The sequence below is a fragment of the Fundicoccus culcitae genome (genome assembly GCF_024661895.1).
GTDB classification, from domain to species: domain Bacteria; phylum Bacillota; class Bacilli; order Lactobacillales; family Aerococcaceae; genus Fundicoccus_A; species Fundicoccus_A culcitae.
This window is the reverse complement of the sequence record NZ_CP102453.1, coordinates 1,556,640-1,570,712: the sequence shown is the minus strand read 5'-3', so window position 1 is coordinate 1,570,712 and position 14,073 is coordinate 1,556,640. Positions and strand designations below refer to the sequence as shown.

Sequence of the window (14,073 nt, the reverse complement as noted above, 5' to 3'; positions counted from 1 at the left end):
GAGTATTTCGATGAATTGGATACCCACAAATCAAATTACCTTAACTGATCCGCATTTAGTCAATGCGCAAAATAAATTAATAGACTATTTACTCAGTTTTGACGAAAACAAATTACTTTATGAATTTTATCAAGTAGCCAAGCTTCAAGCACCGGCAGAATCAGGTTACCAAGGTTGGGAACGTAGTGACCTCATCAATTTTAGAGGTCACTTCCCAGGTCATTACCTTTCAGCCAGTGCCCTAGCTTTTCAAGCGACTAAAGACCCAGAAAGACAAAACAACTTATACCATAAAATAAAACAAATGGTGACACAGCTAGCAGTCATCCAAGAAGCCTACGCTCAGCAACACCCTGACAGTGCCGGTTATCTTTCAGCTTTTAGAGAAGTTTCCTTAGATGAAGTGGAAGGCAAGCCCGTAGCAGAAAATCAAAAAGAAAATAACTTGGTCCCTTGGTATATTTTGCACAAAATGCTTGTAGGCCTTTTAGATGTATACGACGCATATCTTGAAAAAGATGATGAACTCAGTCAAGTTGCGATAGAAACAGCCAGTCGTTTCGGTGATTATATTTATCAAAGACTAAGCCGTCTCAATGACAAAGAACTGATCTTGCGGATTGAATATGGTGGCATGAATGATGCTTTATATCGTTTGTTCACCCTCACGCAAAATCCTAACCACCACCAAGCAGCTAGCTACTTTGACGAGCTGACTTTATTCCACCAACTAGCTCAAGGTCAAGACGTTTTGTCAGGTAAACATGCAAATACGACCATTCCTAAATTGCTCGGTGCACTTAGCCATTACGAGACAACTGAAAATGCCTCTCGTATGTATTTAGATGCGGCCATTAATTTTTGGGATATTGTGATTGACAGCCATACCTATGCTACAGGTGGCAATAGTCAAAGTGAACATTTTCATGCCCCTCATCAACTGCATCATGATGCAGCTGAACGTGTCGGTGACTGTACGTGCGAAACTTGCAACACCTACAACATGTTGAAATTATCCAGACGCTTATATACATTGACACATCAGCCAAAATATCTAGACTATTATGAACGCACCTATATCAATGCCATCTTAGGATCGCAAAACCCTGAAACCGGCATGATGATGTATTTTCAGCCCATGGATGCTGGCTACAACAAGGTTTTCAATCGTCCATACGACGAATTTTGGTGTTGTACCGGGACCGGCATCGAAAGTTTCGCCAAATTGGCCGACACTTTCTACTTTACCCAAGACGACACACTCTATATTAATAGCTATTTTTCCAACCAGCTCAGCTTACCGCAATACAATTTACACCTTGACATCCAATCAAAACCCAACTTCTCCCAAATAAATATCACTGCAAAAGCGCTGGATGATGTTTCACCAATAAGCCTAAAGCAAATCGCAGTGCGGCTACCACAATGGTCAGAAGCGACGGTGATAAAAGTAGATGGCATTAAGCGAGAAGTAGAGCAAGAAAACGGCTTTGGATTTCTAGTAGCGGATGTACAAACGATTGAAGTAAGCATGCAAGCAAGGGTGACAAAAGAGCCAACGACGGACAATCCAGATTATGCTGCTTTAGTATACGGTCCATTTGTTTTAGCAAGTCGCCTTGGTCAGGAAGCCATTGATGATTACAATCCAAACGGTATTTTAGTAAGAGTTGGAACTAAGCTTGATATATTGCATACAACCATTCAAGTTGAATCCAATGATTGGATCAATCAAATAAAACCCATTGATTCAGACAAGTATGCTTTCGCTTTTGAATTTAAAGGAAAAAGTCAAAATTGGGAATTTGTACCTTATTATCAAATTTATGATGAACGCTATGGGATTTATCATGAATATAAAACAGAATTAACCGATAAAGAACAAGCAAGGGCCATTGTCGACTCATTAACCAATTTTGATCACAATAACAGCGAATATGCTAAACGCCTACAGTTTGAAGCATCACATGTTGCAAGTAAAGACGGTAAAAACTATCGCATAGCTACCGAAAATGGTTGGTTTGCATATGAATTTAACTATTTAAAGCAGGCAGTCAACACATTACGCTTAGTTTTCCACCGCGATGATAGTGGGAAAACAGCAACATTAACTGTAAATGGCATCCAACAGGAGGTTCAAGTGCCTTTGGCTGATGCAGAGATATTTATTGAAAAAGAGATTTCATTGGAAGATAGTAATCGTGTCGCGGTGCGGTTTGAAGAAGGAACGGCTATTTTTGGGATTTATCTATTAAAAGAGACAGGAGAAAATGAATGACATATCAAAATCCGATTGTGATTGAACGGGCGGATCCGTGGGTGTATAAGCATACAGATGGTTATTACTATTTCACGGGTTCAGTACCAGGTTATCAATCGATTGAAGTAAGACGAGCCAAGCATTTAAATGATTTGGATACCAAAGCGGAAGTTGTGACCGTTTGGCATGCGCATGAAAGTGGCTTGCAGAGTGAGCTGATATGGGCACCTGAAATTCATCATATTGACGGTGTTTGGTATATCTATTTTGCAGCCAGTGATGATGCGGTAGTCCGTGACCAATATAAGCATCACCGGATGTTTGTGATTGCGAATCCTTCGGCCAATCCATTAGAAGGGGATTGGGAAGAAAAAGGACAAGTGGTAACACAGTTTGAAAGTTTTTCATTGGATGCGACTGTCTTTGGGTTAAAGGAACAGTTGTATTATGTGTGGGCTCAGTTAGACCCTCGTATTCCAGGAAATTCGAATTTATATATTTCAGAAATGGAAAATCCATGGACGTTGAAAGGTAAGCAGACCTTACTTTCTATTCCTGAATATGACTGGGAAAAGCAAATCTTTTGGGTAAACGAAGGACCGGCAGTCATTATCGCTAATGGAAAAGTGTTTATTTCATATTCTGCTAGTGCAACGGATGAAAATTATTGTATGGGATTGTTGTGGGCGGATATTGATAGTGACTTATTAGATGGTTATTCATGGCAAAAGAGTGAAGTGCCGGTTTTTAAAACATCTGAGAAAAATCATTCTTATGGACCCGGGCATAATTCTTTTACGCGGTCAGAGGATGATTCGCAAGATGTATTGATTTATCATGCACGACCAGAAATGAATCAGACGGGGGATCCTTTGGAAAATCCTAACCGTCATGCCTTTGCCAAGGTATTTAATTGGGATGAAAAAGGTTTTCCTGTATTTGGCGAAGCTGGAGAATAGAAAATAGAAGATAAATGGAGGCTTTCAATGAGTAATGTAGTGGATTTAACAAAAAAGGGACCTGTTATTAGCAAATATATTTATGGTCATTTCTCAGAACATTTAGGTAAGTGTATTTATGAAGGCTACTGGGTTGGAGAAGAGTCTGATATTGAGCATGTCAATGGGATTCGCCAAGACGTCGTTAGAGCCTTAAAGGAAATTGATATTCCAGTTTTACGTTGGCCAGGTGGCTGTTTTGCGGATGAATACCATTGGAAAGATGGGGTTGGACCACGTGAAAATCGTCAAGCCATTGTCAATACCCATTGGGGTGGTGTGACCGAAACGAATCATTTTGGTACGCATGAGTTTTTTGAATTAGTCCGTCAATTAGGGACAGAAGCTTATATTAATGGAAATGTTGGTAGCGGTAGTGTTTCTGAAATGCAAGAGTGGGTTGAATATATGACGATGAGCGGCGAGTCTCCAATGGCTAATTGGCGTCGTGAAAATGGTCAAGATGAACCTTGGAAAGTGAAATTTTTCGGGGTAAGTAATGAAAGTTGGGGTTGCGGGGGGAACATGCGACCTGAATATTACTCTGACTTGTACAATCGCTATCAAACTTATGTGCGTCAATACAGTGATGACCGTTTGTATAAAATTGCATGTGGTCCAAATATTGATGACTATAATTGGATGGAAATTTTAATGCGTTATTCGACGCGTTTTATGGATGGCATCAGCTTACACCATTATGCCTTGACAGGTCCATGGGAAGACAAAGGACCAGCTACTAATTTTCCTGTCGAACATTGGGACACCTTAATTACTTCTGCTTATAAAATGGATGAATTTATTACCAATCACAGTGCCATTATGGATAAATACGATCCAGACCGCCGTGTAGGCCTAATTGTTGATGAGTGGGGTTCTTGGTTAGCGGTTGAACCTGACACCAATCCTGGCTTTTTATATCAACAAAATACCATTCGTGATGCCATGGTGGCTGCTATTACCTTGAATATTTTCCAAAAACATGCCGGTCGCGTGCATATGGCTAATATCGCCCAAACAGTCAATGTTTTACAAGCTATGATTTTAACTGAAAGCCAAGAAATGATTAAAACACCAAGTTTTTATGTCTTCTACTTGTACAAACACCATCAAGATGCGGTTGAAATTGCGACACATGTTGATCGCCAAGACCCATTAACGTACACTTTATCAACTAAAGATGATTTATTAACCTTATCTTTATGTAATTATTCAATGGATGAAGCGCAAGAACTTACTTTAGACATTGAAAACTTAGCTGATATCATTTCATCAGAATATATTGTAGGTCAACATAATGATGACCATAACACCTTTGAACAACCAGACAATATCTCTTTACTCGATTTTGACCAATACAGTTTGGGTAACGGTCAATTGACCGTTACAGCTCCTCCAATGTCAGTGATTACCATTAGAGCAACCGTTAAATAAATACCTCTGCGACCATTGCAATGATATTTATTAGAAGGAGATAGAGAATGAAGGAACATTTAAACTACGCTCCGACACCTCCCATGGGATGGAACTCATGGGATTGCTACGGGGCAACAGTAAGAGAAGATGAAGTGAAGGCGCATGCGGATTTTATGGCAGACCATTTGTTGAAGTTTGGCTGGGAATATGTGGTCGTTGATATTCAGTGGAGTGAGCCAGAAGCGGTATCGACACGCTATAATGATTTTTTTCCATTACATATGGATGAGTATTCGCGCTTGATACCTGCTGAGAATCGCTTTCCATCAGCTGTTGATGGAGTTGGTTTTAAAGCTTTGGGGGATTACATTCATGCTAAAGGGTTGAAGTTTGGGATTCATATCATGCGTGGGATTCCCCGGCAGGCGGTTCATCAAAATACAGCTATAAAAGGAACAGAAAAAAGAGCACGCGATATTGCTTTGAACAATATTTGTCCATGGAATTCAGATATGTATGGTGTCAATGTTGATGTACCGGAAGGCCAACTTTACTATGATTCCTTGATTGAATTGTATGCTTCTTGGGGTGTGGATTTTATCAAAGTGGATGATATCGCGGATTCTAAATTATATCATGATGCGCATAAAAAAGAGATTGTTGCAATTAGCCAGGCTATTCAAAAAGTTGGTCGACCTATGATTTTATCTTTATCACCAGGACCAGCACATTTAAAAAACGGGACATTCTTCCAAGATCATGCCAATATGTGGCGTTTAACCGATGATTTTTGGGATCATTGGGATGCTTTATATAACATGTTTGATCGTACCGCTGAGTGGGCATCCTTTGTTAGACCTGGTAATTGGCCAGACTGTGACATGTTGCCATTAGGGCACATTGGTTTACGGGCAGTTGATGGTGGGGGTGGCGATAATTGGACTCGTTTTACCAAAGATGAACAATACCTATTGATGAGTTTATGGACCATTTTTGGTTCGCCATTAATGTTTGGTGGGACTTTGCCGGATATAGATGACTTTACTTTGAGCCTGTTAACAAATGAATCCGTTCTCCAGATGTATCGTGAAGTAGTGGAAAGACGCCAAGTTTATCGGGATGATGAGTGGGTGGTTTGGCAAGGGTATTCTGAAAATGATGAGTATGTGGCTATTTTCAATGTGAGTGATAAAGATAGTGTAGTGCCGGAAGAAGTGAAAAAACTCGTCGAGGGTACAGCTTTATTGGATTTATGGCATGGAAAAATGTTTGAATTAGAAGATGAATGGGAAGTTGCTAGTCATGGAGTATTGTTAGGAAAATTATAAGGTATTAAGTGATAAAGCCATTGACGAATGCATTGCAATTATATTTTATTGGTTTATTTCAATGTTCTTGACTAGTTGTTTGGTTTTTAATTAATTTATGGAGGATTATTCTATGAGAAAAACAAGAAAAGGATATTTAACAGCACTACTATTAGCTAATACAACACTATTATCAGCATGTGGAAATGCAAATACGATTACCTTTTGGAATCCACTAACTGGTGATGATGGGGCATATATGGAAGCGTTGGTTGAATCTTATAATGAAACTGATCCAGAATTTCCTGTGGAAAGTGTTATTACATCGGATATGTATACTAAAATTTATACTGTGATGAATACTGGAAAAGATATTCCTGATTTAACACTGATTCATGCAGATAGAGTTCCACAATTTGCAGACTTAAATATGCTAGAGTCAGTCGATATGTTGACAGCTGCAGAGCCAGATTTAAATGCTGACAATTATTTAGAAACGGCTTGGAACGCTGGAAATTACGAAGATGTTCAATATACAATTCCTTTAGATATTCATGGAAACGTGATGTACTACAATATAGATTTATTAGAGAAGTATGATGCTACTGGCTTCTTAGATGACAACGTTGTCACAATAGATGAGATGAATTCGCTAGCTGGTCAGTTAGAAGAAGGAGATTATGTAGTAAATAATGCATTGATAGAATGGGTAGCATTAGGAAATGTGGTGAATTTAGGTGGAGATATTTCAGATGCTGATGGCAACCCAACATTAAATACACCAGAAATGAAAGAGGTAGTTGAGAACTTAAAGAGTTTAGCTGATAACGGTTTATTAACACCATATGGAGAAGATGGATATGCAATATTCCAAGCTGGTAATGTTCTATTTTCTACCGATGGCACTTGGACGGTTACTGCACATGCTTCTGTAGAAGGATTAAACTTTGGGTTAACAAATATATATTCTGTAACAGAAGATAAATTTACAAACCGCTCATCATCTCATATGTTTGCGTTATTAAACAATGAAGAACGGACAGATGAAAAAGAAGTAGGAATCGCTGCCTTCTTGGATTGGATGAGAGTTAACTCATTAGAGTGGGCAGAAGCAGGACAAATAGTTGCTTCAAGTGAAGTTTTTGAAAGTGAGGCATATCAAGAATACCCTCAATCATTTTTCACTAGCTCAGAAGAAGAAAAAGAAGCTTCATACATCTTTGAGTACAAATACTATAGTTACATCGAACAAGCTTTAGGAACAGTTTTAAATGATATGATCTATGGAAATATTGATATTGATGAAGGTTTACAACAAGCTCAAAAACAAGTAGAGGACTTAATAGCAGAAAGTGCAAGCTAAGATAAACATACATAATTGATGTGCTTCCTATGGTATTAAGGTTTTAAAATTAATACCATAGGTTACATATGAAGGGATGGTTAATTTGGAAGCTAGCAAATTAAACGAAGAAGCAATACAAAAGAAAGAAAAACAAAAAAAATCATATTCACACTTAGCGTTTATAGGGCCACACTTGATTATTTTCATAATTTTTTCATTAATTCCAATAATTTATGGTATATATTCATCTTTTACAAGATGGAATTTAGTAACTGATCAAACATTTGTTGGATTAGATAATTATAAAACTATTCTTTTTAATAAAGATTCGACATTTTACTTTCAATTTAGAAATGGTTTAAAAAATACCTTGATATTTGTCGTAATGACTGTGCCTTTTCAAATTTTATTTCCACTAATTGTAGCCACTGTTATGCAACACAAAGGAATAAAATTTAAAGGATTATTTCAAGCGATTTTTTATGTGCCAGGACTTGTTTCTGCTTCAGCAGGTGCGATTATTTGGTTATTAATTTTTAATCCTAGGCTAGGACCGATTAACAATTTATTTAATTCTGATGTTGTTTGGACTGCCAACCAACCATATGCATGGATAGTGATTTTTGTTATGTCCATGTGGGGAGCAATAGGAGGACATTTAGTAATTTATCGTTCAGCAATGGCAGGTGTATCAGAAGATTTATATGAAGCAGCGGATATAGATGGTGCTGGTTCAATTCGAAAATTTTTTAGTATAACATTACCATCTATACGTTTCCCATTGTTTTACACTTTTATAATGTCGACTGCTGGAGCGTTTAATGTATATGTTCAACCGTTAATGGCTACAAACGGTGGTCCAGAGCAATCAACAACAGTTTTAATGATGTATATACGTAATCTAGCATTTGGGTCAGGAGAGTCCATAGCAGGGATTGCTTCTGCCATGGCCGTATTATTAGGATTGGTTATTTTGATTTTCTCATTTTTCCAATTTATCGTTATGACAAGAAGAGGTGAAAGATAATGACGAAAAAAAGAATAGATATTTCTAAGTATTTAGCTTATTTTTTCCTAATTATTTTGGCTTTAATCTGGTTATTTCCAGCTGTTTTTGGTTTGCTTACATCATTTAAATCTCAAGGAGACATAATGAATGTAGGGTTTAGAATGTTACCAGCTAATTGGGTTATGCAGAATTATGTGAAGTTATTACAGAATGGGTCAAGTGCACCAATCGTCACATGGTTTTTTAACTCATTATTTGTATCTACTACCCATTCACTACTAGTTGTTCTGATTGTGTCCTTAACAGCATTCGGTTACACGAGAATAAATTTTAAAGGTAGAGATTTTCTATTTTATTCAATTTTAGCAATTTCAATGTTTCCTAGTGCTGTAAACATCATCCCTTCATACAAAATTGTAGATTCTTTTGGTTGGACGAATAATTTTTTAGTATTAATTGTTCCTGGTTTAGGTGGAGTAAGTAATGTTTTCCTTGTCCGTCAGTTTATGCAAGGAATTCCACTAGAGTATGATGAGTCGGCAAAAATGGATGGAGCAACAGATTTTACTATTTATTCAAAAATTATTATTCCATTAGTTAAACCAATATTAATTGTAACAGGAATGTTTTCATTCGTAGGATCTTGGAATGACTTCTTATGGCCTACCATTGTAATGAATAACGTTAAAATGCTTACTATAACAGCAGGGTTACAGTTACTACAAGATTTGTATGGGAATTATGTAATGATTGGTCAATTAATGGCAGCAGCTGTTATTGCAATGATTCCAACAGTTTTACTGTTTGTTTTCGCTCAAAAGTATTTTATAGATTCATTAAACCTGAATGTCGGATTGAAATAGAGGTGTTAGATAGTGACTAGAACATTAGAACGAAATATACTTCGATTTGGAGCAGTTTGGAATTTAGTCAATGGACTAATTACTATAATTGGATTTGGAAGTCAAATAAGAGTAGATGGTATACAAGGCTTATCAGATGCCACAATGGCTAACAAAGATTTAGTTGGTTCTTTAATAGATTCAGTTTTTATGGTTGTCATGGCATATGGTTTACTTCAAATAGCTATTGGAGTTTTAAATTTTGTTGTCGTTCGTAATATGAGAGATAACAAAATTCAAAAAGGATTTATTATTTGGCTAGCAATATTAATGATTCTATCTCTAATTACCATGGATATAATCGGAACCTTGATTTATGTTGTGTTATTCGTTTTATATCTTTCAAGAAACAAAGCAATTAGGCTACAAAAGCAATTACAATATCAAAATCAGATTTAATTAAAGTTTGCTATGATAGGATTTTTCAAATGCGATTGAAATAATTGAACAAACTTATTATTTTTTTTCAAATAAAAAAGGCAGGTAAAAATATTGATGAAAGCAAATATGCAAGTTTCAAAGAATTTTCAAATATCAAAAATTGAAGATCGCTTATACGGTTCGTTTATCGAGCATATGGGACGTGCTGTATACGAAGGTATTTATGAACCAACTCATCCGACAGCAGATGATAATGGATTCCGTAATGATGTGAAAGAACTCGTAAAAGAATTAAATATCCCATTAGTTCGCTATCCAGGAGGGAACTTTTTATCAGGCTATAACTGGGAAGATGGAATTGGGCCTCGAGAAAATAGACCAAAGCGCTTAGATTTAGCTTGGAGAACAATCGAAACGAATGAAGTGGGAATGCATGAGTTCTTTGATTGGTCAAAGGAAGTGAATGCTGAGGTTAATATGGCGGTAAACCTAGGAACACGTGGTGTAGATGATGCACGTCGCATTGTTGAATATTGTAACTTCCCTGGTGGAACAGAATTATCTGACTTACGACGTCAAAATGGGCATGAAGAACCATTCGCGATTAAAACTTGGTGTTTAGGAAATGAAATGGATGGCCCATGGCAAATTGGTCAAAAAGCTGCGGTTGATTACGGAAAATTAGCGGCTCAAGCCGGTAAAGCAATGAAATTAGTTGATGATTCCATTGAGTTAGTACTATGTGGTAGCTCAAGTTCAGAAATGCCAACCTTTGCTTCTTGGGAAGCGGAAGTGTTAGACGAGGCTTATGAATACGTAGATTACCTCTCTCTACATCGATACTATGGTAACCAAGAAAATGATTTAGAAAATTATTTAGCTAAATCCATTGATATGGATAATTTCATTAAATCGGTTGTAGCGGTTTGTGATTATGTTAAAGCTAAAAAGAAAAGCAATAAAACCATTAACTTATCCTTTGATGAGTGGAATGTTTGGTATCACTCGAATGAACAAGATTCTAAAAATGAACCATGGCAAATTGCACCTCCACTATTAGAAGATATCTATAATTTTGAAGATGCTTTATTGATTGGTTGCTTATTGATTACCTTAATGAAGAATAGTGATCGTGTTAAGATTGCCTGCCTAGCACAATTGGTGAATGTTATTGCTCCGATTATGACTGAAAAAGATGGACGTACTTGGAGGCAAACCATTTTCTATCCATTTATGCAAGCATCATTATATGGTCGTGGCATAGCTTTAACTCCTAATATTCAAGTAGATAGCTATAATTCTAGGGATTTTGATAATGTACCTTATTTAGAATCTATTGCAGTTTTAAACGAAGAAGAAAATGAAGTAGTTATCTTTGCAGTGAATCGCTCAAAAGATGATGCGATTGATTTTGAATGTGATTTTTACGATATCTCTTTAGGTGATGTGATTGATTTTTCTGAGATGGCTGGGTTTGATATAAAAGCCATTAATACCAGTGCAGAAGAAGTCGTTAAACCATCTCCGAGTGAAGAAATTAGAGTTGAAAACAATGTGGTTTCTGCTAAATTGAAGCCATTGTCTTGGAATGTAATTAGGGTAGCTTTAAATCAATAAATTTAATAGTTTGGTATACAATTCATTTTTAAAGTAAGAGTGTTTTAGGATAACTTTATTGTTGATTACAAAAGGAGTGAGGAAAGTCTGTGAATATGCTTTTTAAAGCTTTAACATCAGCATGGTTGGTTTTACAATCGACCACTCTCCCAACAAGTTTAAATATTGAGGTGGAACCGATGGAGACAAAACCATGGGAAACAAGCGAACATCGAGAAATATCCGTGCATGATCCTTCCATCTATTCGTTTATTGATGACAGTGGAGAAGAGACATTTTATGTGTTTGGGACACATATTGCACAAGCTAAATCACATGATTTAGTCACCTGGGAAGTGCCAAATGAAACTGAATATGAAAATATGGAAGACAATCTCATTTTTGGTAATACGGCTGAAAACTTAGCTGAGACCTTTGAATGGTCTGGACATGATGATGCGGATTCAGCGGGTGGATTTAATCTGTGGGCACCCGATATCATTTGGAATCCAGATTTTAAATGGGCAAATGGCGATACAGGTGCGTTTCAAATGTACTATTCTGCAAGTTCGACTTGGAGACGCTCTTCCATTGCAACACTGGTTGCGCCACACATTGAAGGTCCCTACACCTACGTAGACACCATTATTTATTCAGGGTTTTCTCAAGAAGATGGACGTGACGGGAGTGACCGCAATATCAATTATCATGGAACAAATATTGCAGAATTGATTGATCAAGGCATTGTTGAGGAGTTTAATCCTAAATGGACTAAAACATTAGGTCGTGAATACAATACAGATTATGCGCCAAACGCCATTGATCCAACTGTATTTTTAGACGAAAATGAAGACCTTTGGTTAGTGTACGGATCTTGGTCTGGGGGTATTTATTTACTGCCTTTAAATCCAGATACCGGGACACCAATTTATCCAGGAACAGATGGTGAAACAGCGGATGGTCGTATAATCGATCGCTATTTCGGGACTAAACTTTCAGGTGGTCACCACCAATCGGGTGAGGGACCATACATTCATTACAATGCAGATACAGGTTACTACTATTTGTGGGTCACTTACGGTGGTTTGAACCGTGATGGTGGTTATAATATGCGTCTGTTCCGGTCAGAAAATGTCGATGGATCTTATCTTGATTTTAATGGCAATGACGGCATAATTGACTGGGGCGATGTGAATGATAGCTTTGGAATCAAATTAATGGGAAATTACATTATTGATGGCCTTAAAGGCATAGGTTACAAAGCGCCAGGACATAATTCAGTCTTAGTGGATAGTAATAATAATTGGTTTAATGTCTTCCATGTTCGTTTTAACACTAATAATGAAATGCATCGTTTACGTGTTCACCAAATGTATTATACCGATTCAGGTTGGCCAATTACTTTGCCATATCGCTATAGCGGTGTGCTGGTAGAACCGATTGAACAAGCATCAAATGAAGTAGCGGGAACCTACCAATGGGTTGATCACGGCAATACCACTACAGGTGATATGATTGTGAATCAAAAAATTATCTTAAGTGAAGATGGTCAGATTACAGGTGACTATTCAGGTAACTATGAGTTAACGGCTGATGGTCAAATACAATTAATTATAGAAGATGAGCCATTTGATGGGGTAATAGTTAAACAAGTCGATGAATTTGAACAACCTCGCATCGTTATCGCTGCTATCGGACAAAACAATCAAACCGTTTGGGGAATTCAACTAAAAAATGAGTAGTAAGAGTAATGAACTCTCGCTACTCAATTTCCAAAGTGAATTAGTCGATAATTTAATCGTTATTAAAATCATTGGTATGATAGGTTTTTTCAGATTGATTGACGTAATAAAGATTAAGTGCAATGTTTTGTTCATGATTTCCGAACCCTTTTCCAAAAATAGTTAAACCACCTTTGTGGACAGCGTTTTTATCTATTGCTAGTTTCAATCGAATAAATGACTCTGCATTTAAATTTAAATGGTTGAGAGAAATCTCTGATTTATATATTCCATTAAAAGCCGTATCGAAACGATTAATGCGTATATGTAAGATTTCACCATACTGACTAAATTGCTCATGCCACCAATCAGGATTTAAACGACCTCGAATGTCCGAATAGTTACCTTGGACGGTGTGTATACCAATTAAGTGATCATTTATATAAACAGAAATATCGCTTGGCCATTTATTATTGGATAAAGGAAATTCACTAGCAATTTCTAAATTGATATCTAAGAGTTTAGGTTCTTGACCATTAACGAGTGGATTAGGGATTTTGTATTCAACGAATCCGTCTTTGAACCATAATAGTTCAGCTTGACTACGTTCCTCATGCATAAATGTTCGCTCATCATCTACATCACCGATTATGTGGGTAGTCGTGGCTAAACCACAAGTAGGAGAAACAGCAAAATCAATATACTGACCTAGCTTTACATCTAATGTATGAACATCATAAGGGTAATAGATTCGAAACGGGAAAACTATTCGTGCTTGATCGATATTCATGCTGACTAATTTTTTATTCCGATTTTCTCTTCTACCACGAATAGAAGACACAATCCCAGCGTCTTCTAATTGTTGTACATGACGAGAAATAATCGCATTGCTTAGACTTAAAAACTCTGAAATTTCTGAAATACTTTTTTCTTCAGGCCCAATAAAATTTAAAATATCTAACCGCGTTTGACTGGCTAAAGCTTCATAAACTTTGAGCGAGTGAGTAGATAAATCGAGTTCCATAAGACACCTCATTTAACTTTTTAGTTAATTGCTAATATTAAATAAATCGTTTTCAAACCATCGTTTAACCAATAAGTAGTTAATGCTAAAATTAAGATGATTGCATTGACACCG

At 36.8% G+C, this 14,073-nt stretch carries 11 protein-coding genes; 10 read left to right on the top strand and 1 reads right to left on the bottom strand.

The genetic code is table 11. The features are described from left to right. The first annotated feature begins 10 nt into the window (after positions 1–10). The 10 genes from NRE15_RS07035 to NRE15_RS06990 all read left to right on the top strand — a co-directional run bounded on the left by NRE15_RS07035 (position 11) and on the right by NRE15_RS06990 (position 12,956). Entirely contained in the window at positions 11–2,278 is a 2,268-nt protein-coding gene (locus NRE15_RS07035) for a glycoside hydrolase family 127 protein (RefSeq protein ID WP_313794882.1), read from the top strand. Further along, positions 2,275–3,219, top strand: coding sequence for a glycoside hydrolase family 43 protein (locus tag NRE15_RS07030; RefSeq protein ID WP_313794881.1), 945 nt, complete (start codon positions 2,275–2,277; stop codon positions 3,217–3,219). The genes NRE15_RS07035 and NRE15_RS07030 overlap by 4 nt, the downstream gene beginning before the upstream one ends. Positions 3,220–3,246: 27 nt before the next feature. Beyond that, on the top strand, positions 3,247–4,692 hold the full coding sequence (locus tag NRE15_RS07025; protein WP_313794880.1) for an alpha-N-arabinofuranosidase: 1,446 nt from the start codon (positions 3,247–3,249) through the stop codon (positions 4,690–4,692). A 47-nt stretch (positions 4,693–4,739) separates the two neighbouring features. Next, positions 4,740–6,002, top strand: a complete 1,263-nt coding sequence (locus NRE15_RS07020; protein WP_313794879.1) for an alpha-galactosidase — start codon at positions 4,740–4,742, stop codon at positions 6,000–6,002. A gap of 112 nt (positions 6,003–6,114) precedes the next feature. Continuing rightward, positions 6,115–7,344, top strand: coding sequence for an extracellular solute-binding protein (locus NRE15_RS07015; RefSeq protein WP_313794878.1), 1,230 nt, complete (start codon positions 6,115–6,117; stop codon positions 7,342–7,344). A gap of 115 nt (positions 7,345–7,459) precedes the next feature. Beyond that, on the top strand, positions 7,460–8,353 hold the full coding sequence (locus NRE15_RS07010) for a carbohydrate ABC transporter permease (RefSeq protein WP_313794964.1): 894 nt from the start codon (positions 7,460–7,462) through the stop codon (positions 8,351–8,353). Continuing rightward, a complete protein-coding gene (locus NRE15_RS07005; RefSeq protein WP_390887188.1) occupies positions 8,353–9,198 on the top strand; it encodes a carbohydrate ABC transporter permease in 846 nt (281 codons plus the stop codon). The genes NRE15_RS07010 and NRE15_RS07005 overlap by 1 nt, the downstream gene beginning before the upstream one ends. A 12-nt stretch (positions 9,199–9,210) precedes the next feature. Next, entirely contained in the window at positions 9,211–9,636 is a 426-nt protein-coding gene (locus NRE15_RS07000) for a hypothetical protein (protein ID WP_313794877.1), read from the top strand. A 96-nt stretch (positions 9,637–9,732) separates the two neighbouring features. After that, positions 9,733–11,235 (top strand): arabinosylfuranosidase ArfA, encoded by a 1,503-nt coding sequence (gene arfA, locus NRE15_RS06995; RefSeq protein WP_313794876.1) that lies wholly within the window; start codon positions 9,733–9,735, stop codon positions 11,233–11,235. A 179-nt stretch (positions 11,236–11,414) separates the two neighbouring features. Then, positions 11,415–12,956 carry a glycoside hydrolase family 43 protein gene (locus tag NRE15_RS06990; RefSeq protein WP_313794875.1) on the top strand — a complete coding sequence of 514 codons (1,542 nt, stop codon included), beginning with the start codon at positions 11,415–11,417 and terminating at the stop codon, positions 12,954–12,956. 52 nt (positions 12,957–13,008) lie between these two features. Here NRE15_RS06990 and NRE15_RS06985 read toward each other — a convergent pair whose 3' ends face one another. After that, the gene (locus tag NRE15_RS06985) at positions 13,009–13,959 is read right to left on the bottom strand and encodes an ArsR/SmtB family transcription factor (protein ID WP_313794874.1); all 951 of its coding nucleotides are present in this window, start codon (positions 13,957–13,959) and stop codon (positions 13,009–13,011) included. Positions 13,960–14,073: the final 114 nt, after the last annotated feature.